The 25,955-nt window shown below is 74.6% G+C and carries 24 protein-coding genes and 1 pseudogene; 12 read left to right on the top strand and 13 right to left on the bottom strand.

Going from position 1 to position 25,955, the window contains the following annotated elements:
• Window positions 1-37 precede the first annotated feature (37 nt).
• The 10 genes and pseudogenes from dhaK to ACGH2B_RS25945 form a co-directional block, all read right to left on the bottom strand.
• A complete protein-coding gene (gene dhaK, locus ACGH2B_RS25900) occupies window positions 38-1,030 on the bottom strand; it encodes a dihydroxyacetone kinase subunit DhaK (protein WP_399094597.1) in 993 nt (330 codons plus the stop codon).
• A 180-nt stretch (window positions 1,031-1,210) separates the two neighbouring features.
• The gene (locus ACGH2B_RS25905; protein WP_399094600.1) at window positions 1,211-1,975 is read right to left on the bottom strand and encodes an SDR family oxidoreductase; all 765 of its coding nucleotides are present in this window, start codon (window positions 1,973-1,975) and stop codon (window positions 1,211-1,213) included.
• A 131-nt stretch (window positions 1,976-2,106) separates the two neighbouring features.
• Window positions 2,107-2,976: a helix-turn-helix transcriptional regulator gene (locus ACGH2B_RS25910; RefSeq protein ID WP_399094603.1), complete on the bottom strand. Its 870-nt coding sequence runs from the start codon at window positions 2,974-2,976 to the stop codon at window positions 2,107-2,109.
• Window positions 2,977-3,176: 200 nt separating this feature from the next.
• Window positions 3,177-3,503, bottom strand: coding sequence for a hypothetical protein (locus ACGH2B_RS25915; RefSeq protein ID WP_399094606.1), 327 nt, complete (start codon window positions 3,501-3,503; stop codon window positions 3,177-3,179).
• A 294-nt stretch (window positions 3,504-3,797) separates the two neighbouring features.
• Entirely contained in the window at window positions 3,798-4,127 is a 330-nt protein-coding gene (locus ACGH2B_RS25920) for a hypothetical protein (RefSeq protein WP_399094609.1), read from the bottom strand.
• Between the two features lie 206 nt (window positions 4,128-4,333).
• Window positions 4,334-5,404: an acyl-CoA dehydrogenase family protein gene (locus tag ACGH2B_RS25925; RefSeq protein WP_399094612.1), complete on the bottom strand. Its 1,071-nt coding sequence runs from the start codon at window positions 5,402-5,404 to the stop codon at window positions 4,334-4,336.
• A gap of 80 nt (window positions 5,405-5,484) precedes the next feature.
• A complete protein-coding gene (locus ACGH2B_RS25930; RefSeq protein WP_399097337.1) occupies window positions 5,485-6,504 on the bottom strand; it encodes an acyl-CoA dehydrogenase family protein in 1,020 nt (339 codons plus the stop codon).
• 42 nt (window positions 6,505-6,546) lie between these two features.
• A pseudogene (locus ACGH2B_RS25935) lies at window positions 6,547-6,789 on the bottom strand (acyl-CoA dehydrogenase family protein); the annotation flags it as partial.
• Entirely contained in the window at window positions 6,789-7,955 is a 1,167-nt protein-coding gene (locus ACGH2B_RS25940; protein ID WP_399094615.1) for an acyl-CoA dehydrogenase family protein, read from the bottom strand. The pseudogene ACGH2B_RS25935 and the gene ACGH2B_RS25940, both read right to left, overlap by 1 nt.
• The gene (locus ACGH2B_RS25945; RefSeq protein ID WP_399094618.1) at window positions 7,955-8,803 is read right to left on the bottom strand and encodes an enoyl-CoA hydratase; all 849 of its coding nucleotides are present in this window, start codon (window positions 8,801-8,803) and stop codon (window positions 7,955-7,957) included. Before ACGH2B_RS25945 ends, ACGH2B_RS25940 begins: the two co-directional genes overlap by 1 nt.
• Window positions 8,804-8,882: 79 nt before the next feature.
• Here ACGH2B_RS25945 and ACGH2B_RS25950 point away from each other — a divergent pair, with 79 nt between their 5' ends.
• From ACGH2B_RS25950 to ACGH2B_RS25960, 3 genes are all read left to right on the top strand, one after another.
• Window positions 8,883-10,049, top strand: coding sequence for an acyl-CoA dehydrogenase family protein (locus ACGH2B_RS25950; RefSeq protein ID WP_399094621.1), 1,167 nt, complete (start codon window positions 8,883-8,885; stop codon window positions 10,047-10,049).
• A gap of 142 nt (window positions 10,050-10,191) precedes the next feature.
• Window positions 10,192-10,788 (top strand): TetR/AcrR family transcriptional regulator, encoded by a 597-nt coding sequence (locus ACGH2B_RS25955; protein WP_399097340.1) that lies wholly within the window; start codon window positions 10,192-10,194, stop codon window positions 10,786-10,788.
• Window positions 10,789-10,811: 23 nt separating this feature from the next.
• Window positions 10,812-11,969 (top strand): acetyl-CoA C-acetyltransferase, encoded by a 1,158-nt coding sequence (locus tag ACGH2B_RS25960; RefSeq protein ID WP_399094624.1) that lies wholly within the window; start codon window positions 10,812-10,814, stop codon window positions 11,967-11,969.
• An 83-nt stretch (window positions 11,970-12,052) separates the two neighbouring features.
• On the opposite strand, the gene ACGH2B_RS25965 is transcribed toward ACGH2B_RS25960, so the two are convergent.
• Window positions 12,053-12,835 carry an enoyl-CoA hydratase family protein gene (locus ACGH2B_RS25965; protein WP_399094627.1) on the bottom strand — a complete coding sequence of 261 codons (783 nt, stop codon included), beginning with the start codon at window positions 12,833-12,835 and terminating at the stop codon, window positions 12,053-12,055.
• Window positions 12,836-12,954: 119 nt separating this feature from the next.
• Between ACGH2B_RS25965 and ACGH2B_RS25970 the strand changes: the two genes are divergently transcribed.
• On the top strand, window positions 12,955-13,863 hold the full coding sequence (locus ACGH2B_RS25970) for an SDR family oxidoreductase (protein ID WP_399094630.1): 909 nt from the start codon (window positions 12,955-12,957) through the stop codon (window positions 13,861-13,863).
• A 7-nt stretch (window positions 13,864-13,870) separates the two neighbouring features.
• Here the strand turns inward: ACGH2B_RS25970 and ACGH2B_RS25975 are convergent, their stop codons facing one another.
• A complete protein-coding gene (locus ACGH2B_RS25975; protein WP_399094633.1) occupies window positions 13,871-14,638 on the bottom strand; it encodes an SDR family oxidoreductase in 768 nt (255 codons plus the stop codon).
• A 166-nt stretch (window positions 14,639-14,804) separates the two neighbouring features.
• Between ACGH2B_RS25975 and ACGH2B_RS25980 the strand changes: the two genes are divergently transcribed.
• The 4 genes from ACGH2B_RS25980 to ACGH2B_RS25995 are packed head-to-tail and all read left to right on the top strand — an operon-like array spanning window position 14,805 to window position 18,461.
• Window positions 14,805-15,662 (top strand): CoA transferase subunit A, encoded by an 858-nt coding sequence (locus ACGH2B_RS25980; RefSeq protein ID WP_399094636.1) that lies wholly within the window; start codon window positions 14,805-14,807, stop codon window positions 15,660-15,662.
• Window positions 15,659-16,414, top strand: coding sequence for a CoA-transferase subunit beta (locus ACGH2B_RS25985; protein ID WP_399094638.1), 756 nt, complete (start codon window positions 15,659-15,661; stop codon window positions 16,412-16,414). The genes ACGH2B_RS25980 and ACGH2B_RS25985 overlap by 4 nt, the downstream gene beginning before the upstream one ends.
• Complete coding sequence (locus ACGH2B_RS25990; protein ID WP_399094641.1) at window positions 16,411-17,517, top strand: NAD(P)H-dependent flavin oxidoreductase; 1,107 nt, start codon at window positions 16,411-16,413, stop codon at window positions 17,515-17,517. Before ACGH2B_RS25985 ends, ACGH2B_RS25990 begins: the two co-directional genes overlap by 4 nt.
• Window positions 17,514-18,461: an SDR family oxidoreductase gene (locus tag ACGH2B_RS25995; protein WP_399094644.1), complete on the top strand. Its 948-nt coding sequence runs from the start codon at window positions 17,514-17,516 to the stop codon at window positions 18,459-18,461. Before ACGH2B_RS25990 ends, ACGH2B_RS25995 begins: the two co-directional genes overlap by 4 nt.
• Window positions 18,462-18,474: 13 nt before the next feature.
• Here the strand turns inward: ACGH2B_RS25995 and ACGH2B_RS26000 are convergent, their stop codons facing one another.
• The gene (locus ACGH2B_RS26000; RefSeq protein ID WP_399094647.1) at window positions 18,475-19,218 is read right to left on the bottom strand and encodes a M24 family metallopeptidase; all 744 of its coding nucleotides are present in this window, start codon (window positions 19,216-19,218) and stop codon (window positions 18,475-18,477) included.
• A 330-nt stretch (window positions 19,219-19,548) separates the two neighbouring features.
• Here ACGH2B_RS26000 and ACGH2B_RS26005 point away from each other — a divergent pair, with 330 nt between their 5' ends.
• From ACGH2B_RS26005 to ACGH2B_RS26020, 4 genes are all read left to right on the top strand, one after another.
• Window positions 19,549-20,988 (top strand): MFS transporter, encoded by a 1,440-nt coding sequence (locus ACGH2B_RS26005; RefSeq protein ID WP_399094650.1) that lies wholly within the window; start codon window positions 19,549-19,551, stop codon window positions 20,986-20,988.
• 79 nt (window positions 20,989-21,067) lie between these two features.
• Window positions 21,068-22,621, top strand: coding sequence for an FGGY family carbohydrate kinase (locus ACGH2B_RS26010; RefSeq protein ID WP_399094653.1), 1,554 nt, complete (start codon window positions 21,068-21,070; stop codon window positions 22,619-22,621).
• A gap of 74 nt (window positions 22,622-22,695) precedes the next feature.
• A complete protein-coding gene (locus ACGH2B_RS26015) occupies window positions 22,696-24,369 on the top strand; it encodes an FAD-dependent oxidoreductase (protein WP_399094656.1) in 1,674 nt (557 codons plus the stop codon).
• A complete protein-coding gene (locus ACGH2B_RS26020; RefSeq protein ID WP_399094659.1) occupies window positions 24,366-25,919 on the top strand; it encodes an FAD-binding oxidoreductase in 1,554 nt (517 codons plus the stop codon). The genes ACGH2B_RS26015 and ACGH2B_RS26020 overlap by 4 nt, the downstream gene beginning before the upstream one ends.
• The last annotated feature ends 36 nt before the right edge of the window (window positions 25,920-25,955 follow it).

Consider the following 25,955-nt stretch of genomic DNA (forward strand, 5'->3'; position numbering starts at 1 on the left):
GCGTCCCCCGGGCGCGGGGCGGTGGTCGCGGCGCGGATCAGCGGCCCCACCGCAGCCCCGCGGTCTGCACCGGCGCGTCCCACAGCCGCAGCAGCTCCTCGTCCACCTGACAGAGCGTCACCGACGCGCCCGCCATGTCCAGCGAGGTCACGTAGTTGCCGACGAGGGTGCGGGCCACCGCCACCTTGCGGTCGGCCAGCCGCTGGTGCACCTCGGCCGCGAAGCCGTACAGCTCCAGCAGCGGCGTCGCCCCCGCGCCGTTGACCAGCACCAGCACCGGCCGCTCCGGCCGCAGATCGTCGAGGACGGCGTCCACCGTGACCTCGGCGATCTCCCGGGCCGTCATCATCGCGCGCCGCTCCCGCCCCGGCTCGCCGTGGATGCCGACCCCCAACTCCAGTTGCCCGGCGGGCAGATCGAAGGTCGGGCTGCCCTTGGCCGGGGTGCTGCAGGCGGTGAGCGCCACCCCGAAGCTGCGGGACGCCGCGACGACCTGACGGGCGAGCGCCTCGACCCGCTCCAGCGGCGCGCCCTCCTCGGCCGCCGCCCCGGCGATCTTCTCGACGAAGAGGGTGGCGCCGGTGCCGCGGCGGCCCGCGGTGAACGTCGAGTCGGTCACCGCCACGTCGTCGTCGATCAGCACGCTGGCGACCGCGATGCCCTCGTCCTCCGCCAGCTCCGCCGCCATCCGGAAGTTCAGCACGTCACCGGTGTAGTTCTTCACGAGGAAGAGCACGCCCGCCCCGCTGTCCACGGCGGCGGCCGCCCGCACCATCTGATCGGGCACCGGCGAGGTGAACACCTCCCCGGGGCACGCCGCGTCCAGCATGCCCGGACCGACGAACCCGCCGTGCAGCGGTTCGTGGCCGCTGCCGCCGCCCGAGACCAGCGCGACCTTCCCGGCCACCGGCGCGTCCCGCCGCACCACCACCCGGTTGTCGACGTCCACGACCAGCTCGGGATGGGCCGCGGCCATCCCGCGCAGCGCGTCCGCCACGACGGTCTCGGCGACGTTGATGAGCATCTTCAACGGTTCCTCCTGCGGTGGTTCCCGGCCGCCCCTCACAGGGCCCGGCCCGTCCAGTATCGAAGAGCCGGGCCCGATCGGAGGGGCGACGCGGGGAATCCGTCGCTCCGGACGGCCCGGAAGCGCGCGCCGGGCGGCCGCACCGCGCGACGGCCCGGCGCGTGCCCGGGCCCCGGAACCCGTTCAGCGGGTGGTGTACCCGCCGTTCAGGAAGAGCGTCTGGCCGTTGGCCCACCAGCCGTCGGTCAGCAGCATCCGCACCCACGGCACGATGTCCTCGATCTTGGTCAGCTCGCCGTTCATCGCCGACGCCTTGTGGAACGCGACCGAGTCGTCGTCCTCCGCCGGATAGAAGAACGAGGTGTCCATCGGCCCCGGCGCGAGGTTGTTGACCGAGACGTTCCGCCCGAACAGCTCCTTCGACAGCGCCCGCGCGAAGTGCTCCACGGGCGCCTTGCTCCCCGCGTACGAGGAGTACAGCCCGGTGTAGGCGGCGAGCAGCGAGGTCACGATGGTGACGATCTTCCCGCCGTCCTCGATCCGCCGGGCGGCCTCCTTCATCACGAAGAACGCGGCCTTGGAGTTGACCGCGAACATCCGGTCGTACTCCTCCTCCGTGATCTCCGTCATCGGCTTCTTCAGCACCATCCCGGCCGTGTTGACGCTGATGTCGAGCTTGCCGAAGCGGTCGACGGTCTCGTCGAAGGCGCGCGCCGCCTCCGCGGGCCGCGTCAGGTCCGCCTGGAGCGCGAACGCCTCACCGGGCCCGGCGTTGATCTGCGCGACGACGTCCTCGGCCTTGGCCCGGGAGGAATCGCTGTTGTAGTGGACCGCGACCCGGGCGCCCTCCGCGCCGAGCGTGGTGGCGATCAGTCCGCCGAGGTTGCGTGACGCACCCCCGATGAAGGCGGCTTTCCCCTGGAGCGCGGTCTCCGGCTTGCTGACCATGTCGGCCTCCTGCGTGTGGTGGCGAACGGTGCGGCACGGCCCGGCCGTGCCCTGTCCCCCCACCCTCACCGGCCCCGCCCCCACAGGTCTTGAACGATCCGCTCGCCGGTGGAACGGACCGCTCACTTCCGTCAGCGCCCGCTCTCGCGCAGCACCCGCGGGGTGGCCCCTTCGTAGCGTCGCATCATCCGCGTCAGATGGCTCTGGTCGGCGAATCCGGCCTCCGCCGCGATCTCGGTGATCGGCCGGTCGGTACGGAGCAGCTCCCGCCGCGCGTGCGCCAGCCGCCGCCGCAGGACGTAGCGGTGCGGCGGCTCACCGGTCGACACCTTGAACAGCCGGACGAAGTGGGACTCGCTGACGCCCGCCACGGCGGCCAGCTCCGCCAGCGTGATCCGCCGCCCCAGATGCGCGTGGACGAAGTCGGTCACCCGGGCCAGGGCGCGCGGCGGCAGCCCGCCCGGCCGCCCCGGCACGGCGCCGTCCGGCCCCGCGAGCCGCAGCAGCGACGCGGCGGCCGTCTGCACCAGCGACTGTGCGTACAGGGTGTCCGCCGGGCCGGGCCCGGAGCACTCCGCGACCAGCCGTTCGACGACCATCGCCAGCAGCGGATCGGAGAAGTGGAAGCGCGGGACCAGTACGGCGCGGCTCGGGGCGCCGCCCTCGTCCGCCAGTTTCTCCAGCCACACCGGATCGATGCCCAGGAGCAGCAGCTCCACCTCGTCCTGCCAGCGCGGCCGCGCCGCCCAGCCGACCGGATTGATCAGCGCCTCGCCCGGCAGGAACCGCTCGCGCCGCGCGGTGCCCTCCGCCGACCAGCGCAGCTCCGCCGACCGTCCGGTGTGCACCACCAGGACGTGCAGCGGCGGCCCGCCCGGCGGCGGCGCGGTGTCCGCCGTCCCCGCGGCCCGCTCCACCGCCCGCTCCGCCACCGCGTGGCCGAGCAGCTCCGCGCTGCTGTGCAGACACCGCAGATGCGGCTTGATGTACGACACGCTCACCCGGCCAGTATCCGCCTCCCGGCGGCCGTCGGCCGTCCGTGCCCGCACCGCCGGGGGAGCCCCCGCCGCACTGCTCCGAACGGGTGAGGGCCGGGGTGCGGTGCGGCCCGCGAAGGGGTCCGCACACGGAAAGCGGCGGTCCGGGGCGTCCCCGGACCGCCGCCGCGGCCCGCCGGTGGCGGCGCGGGCCTGCCCGCGGGTCAGCCCTGGCAGCGCGCCGCCTGGTCGAGGTAGCTCGCCGCCTGCCGGCGGTACGACTGCGCCTTCTGCTTGTACGCGTCGGCCCGCTGCTGGTCGCCCCGGTCCGCCGCGTTCCGCGCGGCGGCCTCGGCCTCGTCGGCCAGCCTCTGGGCCTGCTGCGCCTTCTGCAGCAGCTCCTGCTTGTTGCAGGAGAACTTCGCGGCGGGGGCGGATGCCGCGGTGGCGGGCTGCGCCGCGTTCGCCGAGGCGGCGCCGAGAGCGACCGGTGCCGCGGCCGCCACCGTGATGACGGCGGCGGAGACGAGAACGCGCTGGAACTTACGCATGGAACGCACCTTTCGAGAGCGGTGTGCCGTGAGGGCCCGTGCTGGAGCCGGCCCCCTCGGGGCGACCGTAGCGAGACGGCGGGGTACGGGGGTGCCGGATGACGTGTGGAGGCGCGTCCGGAGCCGGAAGTCCGATCTGCGGGATGGCCAAGGGCGTTGACGTACCGTCCGCCCGGGGCGCCGGGGGGCGCCCCCGAGGGTGTCCGCCCGTACGGCGACGGCGGGCCGGGGCACCCTCGGCCCCGGCCCGCCGTCCTCGCCCGCCGTCCCCGGCGGGCCCGTACGCGACACACGTCAGTCGTGGCAGCGCTTCGCCTTCGCGAGGTAGTGGTCCGCCTTCTTGTCGTACGCCCGCGCCTTCTTCTTGTACGCGATCGCCTTCTTCTTGTGGCCGAGCCCCGCCTCGTGGCGGGCGCGGGCCTCGGCCTTGTCGGAAAGCTGCCGGTACTCGGCCGCCTTGTGCCGCAGCTTCTGGGGGTTGCAGGAGATCGGACCGGCGGCGACGACGGCCGGGCCGGCGGCGGGCTGCGCCGCGCTCGCCGTGGCCGCCCCGGCGGCGACGGGCCCCGTGGCCGCCACCGCGACGACGGCCGCGGAGACGAGGAAACGCCTGAACTCACGCATGGAACGCACCTTCCGTTGGCGGTGTGCCGTGACGGCCCGCCCGTCCCGGCGGCCCCCGTCGGGGCGAGGGCCACCGGGCGGCGGACCGCCGAGAACGCTAGGCGCGGACGGTGCGGCACGCCTGGCGGCATGACCTCAACCGGGTTGAGTAGCAGGGCTCTTGACGGGCCATCGGAAGAGGTGCACCGGGCGTCTGCCCGTACCCCTCACCCCGTCAGCCCCAGTTCCGCCGCCAGGCGCCCCCGGTGCCAGGACGCCGAGCCGAAGAGGTGGGCCGCGGCGTAGGCGCGTTTGAGGTAGTGGTGGGCCTGGTGTTCCCAGGTGAGGGCGATGCCGCCGTGGAGCTGGACCATCTCGCCGGCCACCGCGGTGAACGCCTCCGAACAGGCGGACTTGGCGGCGGCGGCCAGGCGGGGCAGCGCGGGCGAGCCGTCGTCGGCGGCGCAGGCGGCGGCGAGGGCGGCGGTGCGGGCGGCCTCGACCTGGACGTACGCGTCGGCCAGCCGGTGTTTGACCGCCTGGAAGGAGCCGATCGGGCGGCCGAACTGCTCGCGGGTGCCGACGTGGGCGACGGTGCGCTCCAGGCAGGACGCGGCGGCGCCGGTCTGTTCGGCGGCGAGCGCGGTGGCGGCCAGGTCCAGGAGACGGGTCAGCGTCCGTGCGCCGTCGCCGTCGGCGCCGAGCAGCCGTCCCTCCGCGTCGTCGAGGACGATCCGGGCCTGGGCCCGTGTGGAGTCGACCGGGACCAGGGCCTCGCGCCGGGTCCGCGGCTCACCGGCGGGGACCTCGAAGAGCGCGAGACCGCGGGCGGTGCGCGCCGCCACCAGCAGCAGCCCGGCGTCTGCGCCGTGGAGGACGTGCTCCTTGACGCCGCTCAGCCGCCAGCCGCCGTCCGGCCCGGCGACCGCCTCCGTCCGGATCCGCGCCGGATCCCAGGAGCCGCCCTCCGCCCAGGCCAGCGCGCCCGTGACCGCACCGGAGGCGAGGCCGGGCAGCAGCCGGCCGCGGGCCGCCTCATCCCCGCTCGCCAGAATCGCCTGGGCGGTCAGGACCACCGAGCCGAGGAACGGCACCGGGCTCAGCGCACGGCCCAACTCGCCCAGAACGACGTGGAGTTCACGGAATCCGCCGCCCGCTCCGCCGTACGCCTCGGGGATGGCGAGACCCGCGGCGCCGATCTGTCCGGTCAGCGGCTGCCAGGCGGCCGCCCCGTCGTACCGGGCGAGCACCGCGCGTACCGCGTCCCCCAACTCCCGCTGCTCCGCCGTCAGCCGCACCGCTCACTCCTCCGTCGACGTACCGGTATGGGCTTTCCGTCCCGTCCCCGCCGCCTTCGCCGTCCGTGCCGCCCGGGCCGTCACGGGGCCAGGACGCGGGCCCGGTGTGCGGCGGGGGTGCCCCAGGCGTCGCGCAGCGGCCGGGCCTTGCGGATCCACAGGGACAGGTCCGGCTCCTCGGTGTAGCCGAGGGCGCCGTGCAGGTGGAGCGCGGTGCGCGCCGCCGCGTACGCCGCCTCACCGGCCGCGACCTTGGCCGCCGAAACGGCGCGGCCGTCCGCCGTGCCCCGCGCCAGGGCGAGCGCCGCCCCGTACACCAGCGGCTCGGCGAACTCCAGGCCCAGCAGCGTGTCGGCCAGCCGGTGCTTGACGGCCTGGAACGACCCGACGGGCACCCCGAACTGCGTCCGCTCGCGGACGTACCGGACGGTCGCGTCGAGCAGGGCGCGGCCCAGCCCCAGTGCCTGGGTGGCGGTGGCCAGCGCCGCCATGTCGTACGCCCGCGCCGCGGCGGCGGCCACCCCCGGCCCGCGCGCGAGGACCGGCCCCGGACCCGGCCGCACGAGCCGCCGCGCCGGATCGGCGGAGCGCCGCACCGGCCCCACCGGCTCCGCCCGCCGCAGCACCTCCCCCTCGACGACCAGCACCACGTCGGCGGCATCGGCGTCCAGCGCGTACGGCTGCGCGGGGGAGAGCAGGCAGAGCGAGACGAGGGCGTCCCCGGCGGCGATACGGGACAGCAGGCCCTCCGCGAGGCCGCCGGGCGGGACGGATTCCGGCGCGGCATCGCCGGGCCGGGCGGTCTCCGGCGCGGCATCGGTGCGGGCCGGGCCGCCGTGGGCCGGGCCTCCGGGGGGCAGAGCGCCGGAGCCGGAGCCGCCAGGGGCGGACGCGGGCGGGCCCGGCTCGACGGCGGCGGCGCCCCGCCCCGGTTCGACCGGAGCGGGCGCCCGCCCCGGCCCGGCGGTGGAGGCGTCCCCCTCCGGCGCCGCGCCGGAGCCGCCCCGCCCCGGCTCGACGGCAGCGCCCGCCCGCCCCGGACCGGCGAGGACGGCACCCCGTACCGCCCCGTCCGCCACCCCGTCCACCCCGGCCAGCAATGTCGCCGCCGCGACCGTCTCCACCAGCGGACCCGGCACCGCGTGCCGCCCCAACTCCTGGAAGATCACGGCAAGTTCGACCGGATGGAGCCCCGCCCCGCCGTGCCGTTCCGGGACCGCCAGGGCGAACAGGCCGACGTCGGCGAGCCTCTTCCACAGGGCGCGGCCGGGGCCCGGGTCCCCGGACGCCCAGGCGCGTACCGCCGCGGGGGTGCCGGCCGCGCCGAGCAGGGCATCCAGCGTGCGGGCGAACTCCCGCTGCTCGCGGTCGAGGAGGAACCGCATCAGCGTCGTCCCTTCGGCAGGCCGAGCAGCCGCTCGGCGATGATGTCGCGCTGGATCTCGTTGGTGCCCGCGTAGAGCGGCCCGGCGAGCGCGAAGACGTACCCTTCCGCCCACCGGCCGTACGCGGGCGCCTGGCCGGCGTCGTCGGCGAGTTCGCCGTACGGGCCGAGCAGATCGAGCGCGGTCTCGTGCAGCGCCAGATCCAGCTCCGACCAGAAGACCTTGTTCAGGCTGGACTCCGCGCCGATCGGCTCCCCGGCGGTGAGCCGGGCGGCGGCCGCGTGGGTGAACAGGCGGTACGCCTCGGCGCCGATCACCGCGTCGGCGACCCGGTCGCGCAGCGCCGTGTCCTGCGGCCGGCCGCGCTCACGCCACAGCGCGGCCAGCCGTCCGGCGGCGGCGGTGAACCGGCCGGGGCTGCGCAGCGTCAGCCCGCGTTCGTTGCCCGCGGTGGACATCGCGACGCGCCAGCCGTCGCCCGGCGTCCCGATGACGTCCTCGTCCGGGACGAAGACACCGTCCAGGAAGATTTCGGCGAAGGCGGGCTTGCCGTCCAGGCGGCCGATCGGCCGGACCGTCACACCGGGCGCGTCCAGCGGGAACATCAGATACGTCAGGCCGTGGTGCGGGCGGTCGCCGCGCCCGCTGCGGAAGAGCCCGAAGGCGCGGTCGGCGAAGGCGGCCCGCGACGACCAGGTCTTCTGGCCGTCGAGCAGCCAGCCGCCGTCGGTGGGGGTCGCCGTCGAGCGCAGTGCGGCCAGGTCCGATCCGGCCTCCGGCTCCGACCACGCCTGCGCCCAGATCACCTCACCGCGCGCCATCGGCGGCAGGATCCGGGCGCGCTGCGCGTCGGTGCCGTGCTCCAGCAGCGTGGGCGCGAGGAGGTTCACGCCGTTCTGCGCGACCCGGCCGGGGGCGCCCGCCGCGTGGTACTCCTCCTCGAAGAGCAGCCACTCGGTGATACCGGCGCCCCGGCCCCCGTACCGCTCGGGCCAGGACACCGCCGACCAGCGGGCGGCGCCGAGCGTGCGCTCCCAGGCGCGGTGGGCGGCGAACCCCTCGGCCGTCTCCAGGGACGGCAGCGGCGCGGCGGGGACGTGGGCGGCGAGCCAGGCGCGGGCCTCGTCGCGGAACGCGCGCCGGGCCGCGGTGAGATCGAGGTCCATCAGGAGCCGGCCTCCTTCATGGCGCGGATGTCCATCCCGCCGAGCGCGTCCCGCGAGGTCTCCGCGTTGTGCGCGTGCGCGAGGTGGTGCAGGCCGAAGACGGAGTCGAGGCCGGTGTGCAGGCCCTGGAGGTCCTCGGCCTGGTTGACCGCGCGTTTGGTCAGCGCCAGGCCCATCCGGGGCTGACCGGCGATCTTCGTCGCCAGCTCCAGGGTGTGGTCGAGGAGTCGCTCGCGCGGGACGACGCGGTTGACCATGCCCAGCGCGTGGGCGCGGGCGGCGCTCATCCGGTCGCCGGTGTAGAGGAACTCCTTGGCGATCCGCGGCGGCATCACCCAGGGGTGGGCGAAGTACTCGACGCCGGGGATGCCCATCCGCACCACCGGGTCGGCGAAGAACGCGTCCTCGGCGGCGATGATCAGGTCGCAGATCCAGGCGAGCATCAGCCCGCCCGCCACACAGGCGCCCTGGACGCTGGCGAGCACCGGTTTGGGCAGCTCCCGCCAGCGGCGGCACATCCCGAGGTAGACCTCGGACTCGCGGGCGTAGCGGCTCTCGGCTCCCTCCTTGTCCGAGTGGTCCCACCACAGTCCGGCCGTGCGGTCGAACGGGAGGTGGGCGTCGCGTTCGGGGGTGCCGATGTCGTGACCGGCCGAGAAGTGCGCGCCCGCGCCCGCGAGGACGACGGTCTTGACGGCGTCGTCGGCCGCGGCGCGGGAGAAGGCCCGGTCCAGTGCGTAGGTCATCGCGGAGTTCTGGGCGTTGCGGTAGGCGGGGCGGTCCATGGTGATCAGGGCCACCGGGCCCCGCGTCTCGTAGCGGACCGGCTCCGTCGGGGCAGTGGACATCCGCCCTCCTTCCCTAACAAGTGTTTGGTAGGTTAACGTACCGGCCGGTGACCGTCGAGATCCGTGGGGGAGCCGGCAGATGGACACGGTGCGGGAGTTCCGAAAGCGGGCGCGGGCCTGGCTGGACGCGCAGCTCAGCGGCGAGTTCGGGCGGCTGCGCGGCCTCGGCGGACCGGGCCGGGAGCACGAGGAGTTCGTCGCCCGCCTCGCCTGGGAGCGCCATATGGCCGCCGCCGGATGGACCTGCGTCGGCTGGCCCGTCGAGTACGGCGGCCGCGGCGCCACCTTGGAGGAACAGGTCGCCTTCCACGAGGAGTACGCGGAGTCCGGCGCCCCCGCCCGGGTCGGTCACATCGGCGAACAGCTCGTCGGCCCGACCCTCATGGCGTACGGCACCCCGGAGCAGCGCGCCCGTTTCCTCCCCGCCATCGCCGCCGTCCGCGATCTGTGGTGCCAGGGCTACAGCGAACCGGACGCCGGGTCCGACCTCGCCGCCGTCCGCACCCGCGCCGCACGCGACGGCGACTCCTGGGTGCTCACCGGCCGCAAGATCTGGACGTCACTGGCCCGCGAATCCCGGTGGTGCTTCGTCCTCGCCCGTACGCGGCCGGGCTCCACCCGGCACCGGGGGCTGTCCTACCTGCTGGTGCCGCTGGATCAGGACGGGGTGGAGATCCGGCCGATCACCCAGCTCACCGGCACCGCCGAGTTCAACGAGGTGTTGTTCGACGGCGCCCGTACCGACGCCGGGAACCTCGTCGGCGAGGAGGGCGGCGGCTGGGCCGTGGCGATGGCCACCCTCGGCTTCGAACGTGGTGTCTCCACCCTCGGGCAGCAGGTCGGCTTCCGCCGCGAATGGGAGGCGCTGGCCGCCCTCGCGGTCCGCAACGGCGCCGCCCGCGACCCGCTGATCCGCGACCGGCTCACCCGCTCCTGGATCGGCCTGGAGACCGTCCGCGGCAACGCCCTGCGGATGCTGGAGGGCGCCGCCGCCGGGGCACCGGGCCCGGAGGCGTCCATCGGCAAGATCTACTGGGCGACCTTCCACCGTGAGCTGGGCGAACTCGCCATGGAGATCCGCGGCGCGGACGGCATGCTGACCGCCGGGGAGCCGTACGAGCTGGACGAGTGGCAGCGGCTGTTCCTCTTCTCCCGCGCCGACACGCTCTACGGCGGCTCCAACGAGATCCAGCGGAACATCATCGCCGAGCGGGTGCTCGGACTGCCCCGGGAGCCCCGGCCGTGACGGGCGCCCCGGGCCCGCCGCCCGCCGCGCGCGGCGGCCCGTACGGCGGCGGGCCCGGCCCGGTCCCGCCGCCGTACGGGCGGGGGACGACAATGGCGGTGTGCCGAAAAGCAACGCGCCCGACAGCGGCAAGAAGAAGACGATGACCCCCTCGCCCGAGCGGCGCCGGGAACTGCTCGGCGTCGCCGCCGAGGTGTTCGCCGCGCAGGGGTACAACGCCACCACCGTCCGCAAGATCGCCGACGCGGCCGGAATGCTGGCGGGGAGCCTCTACTACCACTTCGACTCCAAGGAGTCGATGCTCGACGAGATCCTCTCCACCTTCCTCGATGAGCTGTGGGCCGGCTACGACGCCGTCCTCGCCGCCGGGCTCGGCCCCCGGGAGACCATCGAGGCGCTGGTCACCGAGTCGTTCCGGGAGATCGACCGGCACCACGCGGCGGTCGCGATCTACCAGAAGGAGTCCCGCCACCTCTCCGTCCAGCCCCGGTTCACCTATCTCGCCGACTCCCAGCGGAAGTTCGAGAAGGCGTGGCTGGGCACCCTGGAGCGCGGCGTCGCCGACGGCGTCTTCCGCGCCGACCTGGACATCCGCCTCACCTACCGCTTCGTCCGCGACACCGTCTGGGTCGCCGCGTCGTGGTACCGGCCGGGCGGCCTGCACAGCCCCGACGAGATCGCCCGGCAGTACCTCTCGATGGTGCTCGACGGCATCGCCCTCGGGGAGCGCACCCCCTGACGCCACCGTCGTAAGGAGTCCCGATGCCCGAGGCGTATCTCGTCGAAGCGGTCCGCACCCCCGTCGGCCGGCGCGGCGGCGCTCTGGCCGCCGTCCACCCGGCGGACCTCGGGGCACATGTGCTGACGGCCCTGATGACCCGCTCGGGCATCGACCCGGCCGCCGTGGAGGACGTGGTCTTCGGCTGCGTGGACACCGTCGGACCGCAGGCGGCGGACATCGCCCGCACCTGCTGGCTGGCGGCCGGACTGCCCGAGGAGGTGCCGGGTGTGACCGTCGACCGGCAGTGCGGCTCCTCCCAGCAGGCACTCCACTTCGCCGCCCAAGGCGTGCTCTCCGGCACCCAGGACCTGGTCGTCGCCGGCGGCGTGCAGAGCATGTCGCAGATCCCGATCGCCTTCGCGAGCCGCCGGGCCGCCGAACCGCTCGGCTTCACCGAAGGCCCGTACGCCGGGTCGGAGGGCTGGCGGAAGCGGTACGGGGACCGGCCCGTCGACCAGTTCCACGGCGCCGAACTCATCGCCGCGCAGTGGGACATCGGCCGCGCGGAGATGGAGGAGTTCGCGCTCGGCTCGCACCGGCGCGCCGTCCGCGCCCTCGACGAGGGCCGCTTCACCTGCGAGACGGTGCCCTACGGCGCCGTCACCGCCGACGAGGGACCGCGCCGCGACACCGGCTTGGCGAAGATGGCCGCGCTGGCGCCGCTGACCGAGGGCGGCCGCCTCACCGCCGCCCTCGCCTCCCAGATCTCCGACGGCGCCGCCGCCCTCCTCATCGCCTCCGAACGCGCCGTCCGCGACCACGGGCTGACCCCGCGCGCCCGTGTCCACCACCTCTCGGTACGCGGCGAGGACCCGGTCCGGATGCTCTCCGCCCCGATCCCGGCGACCGCGTACGCACTGCGCAGGACCGGCCTGACCATGGACGACATCGATCTGGTGGAGATCAACGAGGCGTTCGCCTCCGTGGTCCTGGCCTGGCTGCGCGCGACCGGCACCGACCCGGCGAAGGTCAACGTCAACGGCGGCGCCATCGCCCTCGGCCACCCCCTCGGCGCCACCGGCGCCAAACTGATGACCACCCTCCTGCACGAACTGGAGCGCACCGGCGGCCGCTTCGGCCTCCAGACCATGTGCGAGGGCGGCGGCCAGGCCAATGTGACGATCATCGAACGGCTGTGAGGGCGGCGGGGTGACGGGGCGGACGGCGCCCGGCCCATGTCCGTCGGCCTCGCGGCCGTACGCCCCGGCCCGCCGTCCGTCTGTCAGTCCCTCCGCCGGTCCGTCCGCTCCCGTGACGCCACGAACGCCTCCCGGTGCCGGTCGGCGATGCCGCTGAGGTTCGCCTCGAAGGTGAAGCCCTGCTCGAAGCGGTAGCTGCGGCGGACATCGACCGGGTCGATGCCGTTGAGCGCCGCCTTGGCCAGCCGCAGCAGGGCACCGTCCTTAGCGGCGATCTCCCGCGCCAGCTCCAGCGCCGCCGCGCGCAGTTCCTCCCGCGGCACCACCCGCCACACCGAACCGTGCGCCCGCAACTCCTCGGCGGTGACGGTCCGGGAGGTGTAGTACAGCGTCCGCATCAGATGCGCCGGGACCAGCCGGGCGAGGTGGGTGGCGGCGCCGAGCGCCCCGCGGTCCAGCTCCGGCAGGCCGAACACCGCGTCGTCGCTCGCCACGATCGCGTCGGCGTTCCCGGCCAGCCCGATGCCGCCGCCCAGGCAGAACCCCTGGACCGCGGCGATGACCGGCACCTCGCAGTCGTAGACCGCGGCGAACGCCTCGTAGCAGCCGCGGTTGGCGCCGAGCAGCGCGGTGTGGCCGGGCGTGCGCTGCATCTCCTTGATGTCGACGCCCGCGTTGAACCCGCGCCCCTCGGCGGCGAGCACCACACACCGCGCCCCCGGGTCGGCGCCCGCGCTGCGCACCGCGCCGGCGAGGTCGTACCAGCCCTGTACGGGAAGGGCGTTGACCGGCGGGACGTCGACGGTGACGACGCGGACGCCCTCCTCGGGGCGGGAGACGGAGATACCCGTGAGGCGTTCGGTCACCTTTTTCCACCACCTTTCCATCTAACGTTTGTTAGGTACGCTAGCAGTTCGACGGACGGCGGCAGAGGGCTCGGCGCCCCCGGATTCCCCGCCGTCATCAGCGGACGGAAGGGAAGGCCATGGCCGGACTGTGCGCGCAGCGCGTCGTCGCGATCACCGGAGCCGGACGCGGACTGGGCCGCGCCCACGCGCTCGCCTTCGCCGCCGAGGGCGCCCGGGTCGTCGTCAACGACCTCGGCGTCCAACCCGACGGCACCGGCGCGGTCACCGGACCCGCGCGGCGGGTCGCCGAGGAGATCCGCGCCCTCGGCGGCGAGGCGGTGGTGCACAACGGCGACATCGCCACCCCCGAGGGCGCCGCCTCCCTCGTCACCACCGCGCTGGAGACCTTCGGCCGCCTCGACACCCTCGTCAACAACGCCGGATTCCTCCGCGACCGGATGCTGGTCAACCTCGGCGAGGACGACTGGGACGCCGTCGTCCGCGTCCACCTCAAGGGCCACTTCCTCACCCTCCGGTACGCCGCCGCGCACTGGCGTGCCGAGGCCAAGGCGGGCCGCACCCCGCAGGCCAGGATCGTCAACACCAGCTCCGGAGCCGGGCTGCTGGGCAGCGTCGGACAGGGCAACTACGCCGCCGCCAAGGCCGGGATCATCGGGCTGACGCTCGTCGCCGCCGCCGAACTCGCCCGCTACGGCGTCCAGGTCAACGCCCTCGCCCCGGCCGCCCGCACCCGTATGACGGAGCAGACCTTCGCCGAGGCGATGGCGGCGCCGAGGGCGGGGGAGTTCGACGCGATGGCGCCGGAGAACGTCTCCCCGCTCGTGGTCTGGCTCGGCTCCGCCGACTCGGCGGGCGTGACCGGCCACGTCTTCGAGGCGGAGGCCGGCCGGATCACCGTCATGGAGGGCTGGCACCCCGGCCCGAGCGACGACTCGGGCGCCCGCCGCACCCCCGCCGAGGCCGGTGCCGCGGCCCGCCGGCTGCTCGCCGCGGCCCGCTCACCGCTCCCGGTGTACGGGACATGAGGGCCCGTCAGCCCGCGGGCCCCGGGCGCCCGGCCAGGTAGCGGGCGGGCGGTTCGCCGCCGCCGTGGACGGCCAGATCCGCGCCGTTGACGTACCCGGCCGCCGGGCCCGCGAGATACCGGCAGGCGGCGGCGACATCGGAGGGCAGCGCCAGACGGCCCAGCGGGACGATCCCGGCGAGGGCCGCCTCCCGCTCCGCGCCCGGGGCCCGTACCGGCCCGACGCTGAGGTGGTTGACCCGGACCGCCGGGCCCCACTCCAGCGCCAGCGCCCGGGTGAGCGTCAGCAGACCGGCCTTGGCGGCGGAGTAGGCGGCCGTGCCGGGCTGCGGCTGGTGCGCCGAGACGCTGCCGATGTTGAGGATGCAGCCGCCGCCGTCCTGGCCGCGCATATGGCGGTGGGCGGCCTGGGACACGTAGAAGGGCGCGAGCAGGTTGAGCGCCACCACCTTCTCGACGAAGCGCGGGGAGACGGTGGCCGCGTCGGCGTCCGGGGAGCCGCCCGCGTTGTTGACGAGGACATCGAGCCGCCCCGAGCGGCGGGCCGCGGCGTCGGCGAACTCCCGCGCCGCCGCCGGGTCGCGGACGTCGGCGCACACCACGTGCGCGGTGCGCCCGCCCGCGCGCGGCGGGTCCGGGGGAGCGGTGCGCCCGCAGACCGTGACCTCCGCGCCGGCCGCGAGGAACGCCTCGGCGACGGCCCGTCCGATGCCCTTGGTGCCGCCGGTGACGGCCACCGCCCGGCCGGTGAACTCCCGTGAACCGCCGCCGTCCATGGCCCGCCCCTCTCCGTCCGCACCCCGGTGCCGCCGCGTGCCGCGGCCCCTTGACACCCGGCCGCGCGGCCACCGTAATCTATCTACCAAACGTTTGCTAGGTAGTGTGGCGCCGCCCGGCGCCCGGCACGGGACCGTCCACGGCACACCCCGTCAGGAGCTGCGTATGGCCGACAAGACGATGACCGCGCCGGAGGTGGCCGCCCGGCTCCGCTCCGGGATGACCCTCGGCATCGGCGGCTGGGGCTCGCGCCGCAAACCGCTCGCCCTCATCCGCGAGATCCTCCGCTCCGACCTGCGCGACCTCACCGTCGTCTCCTACGGCGGCCCCGACGTCGGCCTCCTCTGCGCCGCCGGGAAGGTCCGCAAACTGGTCTTCGGCTTCGTCTCGCTCGACTCCATCCCCCTCGACCCGCACTTCCGCGCCGCCCGCCAGAACGGCCGCATCGAGGTCGCGGAGTACGACGAGGGGATGCTCCAGTGGGGCCTGTACGCCGCATCGCTGCGGCTGCCGTTCCTGCCCACCCGCGCCGGAGTCGGCTCCGCCGTCCCGGTCGTCAACCCCCATCTGCGCACCGTCGCCGATCCGTACGGCGGCGACGAACTCCTCGCCATGCCCGCGCTGCCGCTGGACGCCGCGCTCGTCCACCTCAGCCGCGCCGACGCGGCGGGCAACGCCCAGTGCCTGGGCCCCGACCCGTACTTCGACGACCTCTTCTGCGGCGCCGCCGAGCACGCCTTCGTCTCCTGCGAACGGATCGTGCCCACCGCCGCCCTCACCGAGGACGCCCACCCCGCCACCCTCGTCGTCCGCCGCCACACCGTCGAAGGCGTCGTCGAGGCGCCCGGCGGCGCCCACTTCACCTCCTGCGCGCCCGACTACCCGCGCGACGAGGCGTACCAGAAGGAGTACGCCGACGCCGCCCGCTCGCCGCAAGCGTGGGAGACGTTCCGCCACCGCTATCTCACCGGCGCCGGGCACCACCGCACGCCGGGCCACCCCGGAGAGGAGCAGCCGGTATGAGCGACGCGACCCGGGCCGAGATCTGCGCCGTCGCCTGCGCCGAGGCGTTCCGCGGCAGCGGTGAGATCCTGGCCAGTGCCTTCGGCACCGCCCCCGCCATCGGCGTCCGGCTGGCCCGCGCCACCTTCGCCCCCGATCTGCTGCTCACCGACGGCGAATCCCGTCTCGTGCGGGGGATCTGGCCGCTCGGCGCCGCGCCCGACGGGCCGGTCGAGGGGTACCTGCCCTTCCGCGCCATCTTCGACCTGGTGTGGAGCGGGCGGCGGCACGCGATGATGATGCCCACCCAGATCGACGCCCACGGCAACGTCAACATCTCCGCCATCGGCCCGTACGACGCGCCCACGGTCCAGCTCGTCGGGGTGCGCGGCGCGCCGGGCAACACCGTCTGCCATCCGGTGAGTTACTGGATCCCGCGCCACTCCACCCGGGTCTTCGTCCCCCGGGTCGACCTGGTCTGCGGCGTCGGTACGGACGCCGCGGCGGCCGCCGGGCCCGCCGCCCGCCACCACGACCTGCGCCGCGTCGTCACCGACCTCGCCGTCCTGGACTTCGCGCCCGCCACCGGCACGCTCCGGCTGCGCTCGGTCCACCCCGGCGTCCGCCCCGAGGACGTCACCGCCCGCACCGGCTGCCCGCTCGTCATCGACGGCGACGTCCCCGCGACCCGGCTGCCCACCGCCGCCGAACTCCGCCTGATCCGCGAAGACATCGACCCGGCGGGCCTGCGCCACGAGGAGATCCCGGCATGACGCATCCGGCGCTGCGCACCCGGATCTGCGACCTGTTCGGCGTCGCGTACCCGGTCGTCCAGACCGGGATGGGCTACGTCTCCGACGCCACCCTCACCGCCGCCACCGCCGAGGCCGGGGGCCTGGGCATCCTCTCCGCCGGACTGCTCGACCTGGACGGGCTGCGCCGCGCACTCGACGCGGTCCGCGCCGCCACCGACCGGCCCTTCGGCGTCAACCTCCGCGCCGACCAGCCCGACGCCGAGGACCGCGTCGACCTGCTGATCCGCTCCGGCGTGCGCGTCGCCTCGTTCGCCCTCGCGCCCCGCCGCGACCTCATCGCCCGCTGCAAGGACGGCGGACTGCTCGTCGTGCCGTCCATCGGCGCCCGCCGCCACGCCGAGAAGGTCGCCGCCTGGGGCGCCGACGCGGTGATCGTCCAGGGCGGCGAGGGGGGTGGCCACACCGGTGGCGTCCCCACGAGCCTGCTGCTGCCGCAGGTCCGTGACGCCGTGGACCTGCCGGTGATCGCCGCCGGCGGCTACCGCGACGGCCGCGGACTGGTCGCCGCCCTCGCCCACGGCGCCGACGGCATCGCCATGGGTACCCGCTTCCTGCTCACCCGGGACTCACCCGTCGCCCCCGCCGTCAAACAGGTCTACCTGGACAAAGGCGTCCACGACACCGTGCTGACCCGCGAGATCGACGGCGTCCCGCAGCGCGTCCTGCGCACCGGGCCCGTCGCCCGCCTGGAGAACACCTCCCGTCCCGGCCGGCTGCTGCGCGCCGCCCGCAACGCCACCGCCTTCCGGAAACTCTCCGGCACCCCCTGGCCCGACCTGGTCCGCGAGGGCCTGGCGCTGCGCCGCCGCCACGGCCTGACCTGGAGCCAGGTCGTCATGGCGGCCAACGCCCCGCTGCTCTACCGCACCGGACTCCTCGACGGCCGCCCCGACCTCGGCGTCCTCGCCACCGGCCAGGTCGTCGGCCTCATCGACGACCTGCCCAGTTGCCGGGAGCTGATCGACCGGATCATGACGCAGGCCGACGAGGTCCTGCACCGCCTGACGGACCCGCCCGCCGGGGGAGCCCACCCCGCCGCACTCGACGAGGGAGCCGTGTGACCGTGCCCGACACCCCCGGGGCGCCCGCCCCGCAGCCCGACACCCCCGGGGCGCCCGCTCCGCGGCCGGCGCCCGCCGGGACGCCCGTAGCCCGGTCCGATGGCCCGCGGCCGGCCTCCGCCGGGACGCCCGCCGCCCCGCCCGGCACGGCCGGGGTACCCGCCCCGCGGCCCGCGCCCGACCGGCCCGTCTCCCACCAGCTCCTCGCCGGCCGCACCGTCGTCGTCACCGCCGCCGCCGGCACCGGCATCGGCTTCGCCGCCGCCCGGCGGTGCGCCGAGGAGGGCGCCCATCTCGTCATCAGCGACCGCCACACCCGCCGCTTGGCCGAGGCCGCCGACCGCCTCGCCGAGCACACGGGCACCCGCCCGCTCGCCGTGCCCTGCGACGTCACCGACGGTGACCAGCTCGACCACCTCATGGACACCGCGGCGCGCGAATGCGGCGCCCTCGACGTACTGATCAACAACGCCGGGCTCGGCGGCACCGCCTCCGTCGCCGAGATGACCGACGCCCAGTGGGACACCGTCCTCGCCACCACGCTGACCAGCACTTTCAAAGCCACCCGCGCCGCACTGCGGCATATGATCCCGGCCGGGCGCGGCACCATCGTCAACAACGCCTCGGTCGTCGGCTGGCGCGCCCAGCGCGGCCAGGCCCACTACGCCGCCGCCAAGGCCGGGGTGATGGCGCTGACCCGGTGCAGCGCCCTCGACGTCGCCGCCCACGGCATCCGCGTCAACGCCGTCGCCCCCAGCCTCGCGATGCACCCGCACCTCGCCAAGGTCGCCGGGGCCGAACTCCTCGCCGAGCTGCGCACCCGTGAGGCGTTCGGCCGCGCCGCCGAGCCCTGGGAGGTCGCCAACGTCATGGTCTTCCTCGCCAGCGACTACGCCTCGTACCTCACCGGCGAGGTGGTGTCCGTCAGCAGCCAGCACCCCTGACCGGCGCCCGGTGTCAGGCCGCGCCGCCGTGCCCGAGGTCCAGCAGCTCCTCGTGGAAGCCGCCGAACCCCCGCTCCCGGTCGACGAGATGGATCTCCAGGATCCAGTGGCAGCGCCGCCCGAGCCCGTCGTCCCGCCGCATCGGGCGGGCGCTGCCCGGCGCGATGTACGAGTCGATCTCGGCGCCGTCCACCTTCTCGTGCGGGAACTCGCCCAGCAGATGGCCCGAGTGCGGCCCGCCGAATCCCCAGCCCGCCGCCTCGGCCAGCCGCACCACCTCGGCGTACAGCTCCTCGCCGGTGATGTCCGGACGTGTCTCGAAGTGGCGGCGCCCCGCGTCGAAGAGCACCGGCAGATCGTCGCGGAGCCGGTGCTTGACGGGATCGTCGCCGAGGACGAAGGTCCGGCCGAAATCCGCCTCCCACTCCTCGAAGAGCGGGCCGAAGTCGCAGAAGACGATGTCGTCCTCGCCGATGATCCGGTCCGGCGGGTTCTGCCGGTAGGGCTGGAGGGTGTTGGGGCCGGAGCGGACGATCCGCTTGTGCCAGTACCGCCGGATGCCGAACAGCTCGCGGGCCAGGTCCCGTACCGCGTCGCTGACCTCGCGCTCACCGCGCCCGGGGGCGACCAGCCCGCGGGCGCCGATCTCCGCGAAGAGCGCGGCCGCCTGTCCCTGGGCCGCCAGCAGCGCCGCCGTACGGGCGGACTCCCCGGCCGTGCCGGCTTCCGGATCCTGTGTGCCCGCATCCTGGGTCATGCCGCACAGGCTAGGAGAGATCGGCACATCCGGCACGGCGGGCTCCGCATCCAGGGGACGCAACAGGCCAGGTCGGAGCGGCTTTGGCGGAGCCCCGCGGCCACTTTGCGCAGCCTGACCGTCACATTCAGGTAACCCCGGTGAAACTCTTGACGGCTTTCTGATCCGTTCTTAATCTCGCTCGTAGTTCGTACTTTGCAGTAAACGTGCTGCGGCGCTTTCCGCAGATTTTTGGACAGGCACAGACATAGACCACCTGTCGGTGGTTTCGTCATGCCTGTCTTCTGTCTTTCCCCGCCACCGATGGGTCCTTCCTTCAGAGGCGGATTCATGGCACAACGTCCGAGCGTCAACGGCGTCGCCGACGTCGTCGGCCTCATCGATGGCCTGGGAAAGATCACCGGCCGTGCGCAGGTCGTCTGGTTCCTCGTCTTCGGCGGGCTCTTCCTCGACGCCTACTCCAACGCCGCGCTCAGCGCAGGTCTGGGCCCGATGACGACCCAGATGCACCTGACCAGCACCCAGGTCTCGGTCCTCACCGCCACCGCCCCGGCGCTGGCCATCCTCTTCAACCCGGCCGGTGGCTGGCTCGCCACCCGCTTCGGCCGGGTCCCCCCGCTGCTGCTCGCCAAGGTCTTCGCCATCGCCGGCGCCCTGCTCGCCGCGTTCGCCGGGGACTTCACCACCGTCTGGCTCGGCCGCGTCCTCGTCGGCGTCGCGTACGGCATCGACTTCGCGGTGGCGATGGCGCTGCTCGCCGAGTACACGCCCGCGAAGCAGGGCGGCCGCCTCAACCTCTGGCAGGCCGTCTGGTACGTCGCCACCACCAGCAATCTCGCCCTCGCGCTGCTCTTCTTCCACCTGGACGTCGGTGCGGACATCTGGCGCTGGTCCGTCGGCTCCGCCGCGGTCGTCGCCGTCGCGCTGCTGATCGGCCAGTGGGCGATGCTGAAGGAGAGCCCGACCTGGCTGGCGGGCAAGGGACGCCTGGACGACGCCGTCGCCAACCTCGGCAAGCTCTACGGCATCGAGGCCGTCGCCGGACGCCCCGACGAGGCCACCCGCGCCGCCACCGCCGCCCCGGCGCCCGGCTTCCGTCAGGCCGGAGTCCTCTTCAAGGGCGCCTATCTGCCGCGTACCGTCCTGTCCTCGGTGATCTCCCTGGGGCAGTCGATGCAGTACTTCGCGGTCGGCTGGTACCTGCCGGTCATCAGCCTGTCGATCTTCGGTGAGAGCTTCGAGAAGGCCACCGTCGGCTCCATGGTCTTCAACGCCTTCGGCATCGTCGGCGGTCTCCTCTCCGCCTACGCCGGGCGCCGCCTGGGCCTGCGGCTCAGCTCCGCCGCCGGGTTCGCCGGGGTCTTCGTCGCCCTCGTCGCGATGGGCCTGACCTTCGGAAAGGTCCCGCTGGCCGTCGCCTTCCTGCTGCCCGTGGTCTTCATCCTCTGCCACGCGGCCGGCCCCGGCGCCAACGGCAAGTCCATCGCCGCGCTCTCGTACCGCAGCGACGTACGGGCCCTGGGCACCGGCGTCACCGGCATGGTCGGCAGCTTCGGCAGCGTCGTCGGGCTGTACGTCTTCCCGCAGATCAAGGACGGGCTCGGGCTCGCCGGCACCTTCCTGGTGCTCTCCGTCGTCCCGCTGCTCGGCCTGATCACCTGCCTGGTCATCAAGTGGGACCCGACCAAGGCCGGGATCTCCCCCGACGAGGCCGCGGCGCAGGATCTGGCCGCCGCCCCGGAATCCGCCCCCGCCGCCCCCGCGCGCTGACCCGGGCCGGGCACCCGCCCCGGCACACGATGGTCCCCGCTCGCCCCCGTACCGCACGCTCGTAAGTGAAAGGGCCGCTATGACGCAGACGTTCACCGGCGCCGCCGGCCGGCGCGGTGTGCTGGCCATCGACGAAGGCACCACGGGCACCCGGGCCGGCGTCGTCCTCGACTCCGGCGCCGCCCACCAGGTGTTCTACCGCTCGATCGCGGTCAGCCACCCGGACGACCTGGCCGTCGAGCAGGACCCGGCCGAGATCTGGACCGCCACCCTCGACGTGGCCCGGCGCGCCGTCGCCGCCGCCCGCGAGGACTCCATCGGCATCACCGCGGTCGCCCTCTCCACCCAGCGGGCCACCGCGATGCTGTGGGACGCCGCCACCGGCGAACCGCTGCTGCCCGCCGTGGTGTGGCAGGACCGCCGCTACGCCCACGAGCTGACCGGCTACGAGGCCGAGTGGGACGCCCGGCTGCTGGCCCGCCAGGGCCGGCCGGTCGGCGCCCGCGCCCCGTTCCTCTGGGCCGCCCGGCAGATCGCCGCGCACCCCCGGGTCGCCGCCGCCCACCGCGCCGGACGCCTCCGCTTCGGCACCGTCGACACCTGGCTCATCTGGCGGCTGACCGGCGGCGCCGTCCACGCCACCACCCCCACCAACGCCGCGTCCAGCGGCGGCTACCTGCTCGGCGCGCACGCCTGGGACGAGGAGTGGATCGGCCATCTCGGCTTCCCCCTCGACCTGCTGCCCGAACTCCGCTCCGACGACGCCGGGTTCGGCACCACCGACCCGGCGGCCCTCGGCATCGCCGTCCCCGTCGCCGCGTCCATGGGCGACCAGCACGCCGCCCTCATCGCCCTCGGCGGACTCGAAGCCGGCCAGGGCATGTGCATGTACGGGACCGGCGCCTTCGTCGACGCCGCGACCGGCACCGAACCCGCCCTGCCCCGGCCCGACATCTCCGGGGTGCTCGCCCAACCGGGCCGGCGGCAGGGCGACACCAGCCACTTCAGCCTGGAGGCGTACACCTCCACCGCCGGCTCCGCGCTGCGCTGGCTCTGCGACGACCTCGGCCTCTTCGCCTCCCCGAAGGAGCTGGGGGAGGAGGCCGGGCGGGTGCCGTCCCGGCCCGGCCGCACCCCGCGCTTCGTCCCCGCGCTCGCCGGGGTCCGTACGCCCGTATGGCACCCGGAGGCCACCGCGGCGCTCACCGGACTCACCCTCGCCACCACCCGCGCCGACCTCGCCCGCGCCGTCCTGGAAGGCATCGCCCACTCCGTCTGCGACCTCATCGACGGCGTCGCCGACACCATGGGCGCGCCCTTCACCCGGCTGCGGGTCGGCGGCGGCGTCTCCGGCAGCGACCCGCTGATGCAGATCCAGGCCGATCTGACCGGACTGCCGCTGGAGCGCGCCGCCGACTCCGCCACCGCCAGCCTGCGCGGCACCGCCTACCTCGCGGGCGTCGCCCAGGGCCTGTGGTCCTCGCTCGGCGAGGTCGTGGAGGCCCAGCCGCGCGGCCGGATCTTCACCCCCGCCCTCGGCGCCGCCGACCGCGACCGCAGCCGCGCCGACTGGTACGACCTGCTCGCCACCCACCTGCACGAACGCGCCCTGCCCCCGCACGCCCCCCACTGACGGCCCGCGCGCCGTCGCCCGGACGGTCCGGCCGACCCCCGGACCGTCGCCCAGGAACACCAGGAGTTGATGTTGTGATCACCATGCCCGCCCGGAAGCCGCGGCGCAGCGCCGCGGCCACCCGCCGCTCGGCCCTGCTGCTCGACCGCGCGGCCATCAAGCGCGACCTCGCCGACGAGACCTACGACGTCCTCGTCATCGGCGGCGGCGTCACCGGGGCGTACGCCGTGCTCGACGCCGCCTCCCGCGGACTGCGCGCGGCGCTGATCGAGAAGGACGACTTCGCCTCCGGCACCTCCTCCAAGTCCTCGAAGATGATCCACGGCGGTCTGCGCTACATCGAGCAGGGCAACGTCAACCTCGTCCGCCACTCCCTCCTGGAGCGCCACCGCTTCCGCAAGAACGCCCCGCACCTGGTGCACCGGCTGCCGTTCCTCTTCCCGATCCTGGAGAAGGAAGGGGTGTTCGACGCTCGCCTCGCCAAGGGCTTCGAGGGCCTGCTGTGGACGTACGACCTGGTCGGCGGCTGGCGCATCGGCAAGCTCCACCAGCGCCTGACCGTCCCCGAGGTCCTGGCGCAGGCACCGACGCTGCGCGCCGAGAACCTCAAGGGCGGCCTGGTCTACTTCGACGCCCGCACCGACGACGCCCGCCTCGTCCTGACCCTCGTCCGCACCGCCGCCGCCCTCGGCGCGAAGGTCCTCAACGGCGCCGCGGCCACCGCGCTGCTGATGCGCGGGGGCAAGGCGTCCGGCGCCCGGGTCACCGCCGACGGCGACACGTTCGACGTGCGCGCCCGCGCCGTCGTCAACGCCACGGGCGTCTGGGCCGATCAGGTCGACGCGATGGCCGACGAGCACCACGCCCCGCAGGTCCGCCCCGCCAAGGGCGTCCACATCGTCGTGCCGTGGGAGAAGGTCCGTATCAACTGCACCGTCACGGTGCCGATCCCGGGCCGCGCCCGCCGGGCCACCTGCACCCGCTGGGGCGACCGCGTCGTCCTCGGCACCACCGACGAGGACTACCAGGGCTCGCCGGACGACGTGCACTGCACCCGGCAGGAGATGGAGTTCCTGCTGGAGGGCGCCAACACCGCCTTCGAGGGCAAGCTCACCCCGGACGACGTCGTCGGCTCCATCGGCGGGCTGCGCCCGCTGGTCGGCGGCAAGGAGGGCGCCACCCTCGACATGCGCCGCGACCACCACATCACCGTCGGCACCGGCGGCATGGTCACCGTCACCGGCGGCAAGCTCACCACCAGCCGCCACATGGGCGAGCTGGTCATCGACAAGGTGATGACCGTCCTCGGCCGCAAGGCCCCCAGCCGCACCGTCAAGCTGCCGCTGCTCGGCGGCGCCGGCTACGACGCCGAGGCGGTCGCCGCCTCCGGTGGCCTCGCCGCCCACCTCGGCGAGCGCTACGGCACCGAGGCCCGCTTCGTCGGTGACCTGATCCAGGACGACCCCGCGCTCGCCGCACCCGTCGTCGCCGGACTGCCCTACACCAAGGCCGAGGTCGTCTACGCGGCCCGCGCCGAACTGGCCCGCTCCGTCGACGACGTCCTCTCCCGCCGCACCCGCGCCCGGCTCTTCGACCGCGACGCCTCCGCCGCGGCGGCGCCCGCCGTCGGCGCCCTGCTCGGGCAGGAACTGGGCCTCACCCAGGACGAGGTGGACCGCTCGGTCGCCGCGTACCTCGACTCCGTCCGCCACGAAAAGACCGTCCTCCTCGAAGGAGCAGCAGCATGATCAGCCGTCAGACCATCACCCACCCCTTCAACCGCGGCAACTACACGGTCGGCGCCCCCAGCTTCGCCAAGTGGGCCAAGGACCGGCCGGTCGGCGACGGCCCGGCCGCGCTCCAGAACGACCCGGTCGAGGTCCCCGAGGCCGTCATAGCGGCGCTGCGCGGCGCCGCCCGCGCGGTGCACACCGCCCGCGACGAGGTCGTCACCCGCACCCGCGACTGGTGGGCCGGTTCGATGATCGGCGAGACCGAGGGGCGCCCGGCGACCCCCGACGCCGTGATCGTCGAGGCCGCCGACGCCGACCAGATCGCCGCCGTGCTGCGCATCTGCCACGAGGCCGGCATCCCCGTCACCCCGTCCGCCGGACGCTCCAACGTCACCGGCGCGGCGCTGCCCGTCTTCGGCGGCGTCGTCCTGGACGTCTGCGGTCTCGACGCCATCACCGGCTTCGACGCCGAGTCCAACATCGTCGACGTCCAGGCCGGCATGTTCGGCGACCTCTTCGAGAAGCAGCTCCAGGAGGAGTACGGCGTCACCACCGGCCACTGGCCGTCCGCGTTCGCCGTCTCCACCGTCGGCGGCTGGATCGCCTGCCGCGGCGCCGGCCAGCTCTCCACCCGCTACGGCAAGATCGAGGACATGGTCGTCGGTCTCGACGTCATCCACGCCGACGGCACCCGCGCCACCTACGGCGACTACGCCCGCGCCGCCGTCGGCCCGGACCTGCGCCAGCTCTTCATCGGCTCCGAGGGCACCCTCGGCGTCATCGTCGGCGCCCGGCTGCGCGTCCACCCGCTGCCCGCCTACGCCAAGGCCGTCGCCTACGGCTTCGCCACCTTCGCCGAGGGCCTCGACGCCTGCCGCAAGATCATGCAGCGCGGCGCGACCCCCGCCGTCCTGCGCCTGTACGACACCCTGGAGTCGGGCACCCACTTCGGCCACCCCGAGACCAACCTGCTGCTCATCGCCGACGAGGGCGACCCCGTGATCGTCGACGCCTCGATCGCGGTGGCCGCCGACGTCTGCGCCGCGTACGGCCCCGAGCTGGACAGCGACGCGGTCTTCGCGCGCTGGCTGGACGAGCGGATGCTGGTCGGCAAGTCCGCGGACGGCTTCACCCCCGGGCCCGGCTTCGTCGCCGACACCCTGGAGATGGCCGCGTCCTGGACCGACCTGCCGGTCATCTACGACGAGGTGGTCGCCGCCATCCAGTCCGTCGAGGGCACCCTCGCCGCCTCCGCCCACCAGTCCCACGCCTACACCGACGGCGCCTGCGTCTACTTCTCGCTCCGCGGCGACGTCGCGCCCGAGAGCCGCCGCGACTGGTACCGCGCGGTGTGGGACGCCGCCAACGCCGTCCTCATCAAGCACCGCGCGGCGCTCAGCCACCACCACGGCTGCGGACTGCTGCGCGGCCCCTACCTGGAGGAATCGCTCGGCGCCGGCTTCGCGACGTTCACCGCTGTCAAGCAGGCCCTGGACCCTGCGGGCATCCTCAACCCTGGCAAACTGGGTCTGCCCAGCCGCTTCGGGACGTCCCCGCTGAGCTGACCGAAGTACGTCCGGGCGGCCCGGCTCCACCGGGCC

It is taken from the genome of Streptomyces sp. BBFR2, from assembly GCF_044497305.1.
GTDB lineage: Bacteria > Actinomycetota > Actinomycetes > Streptomycetales > Streptomycetaceae > Streptomyces.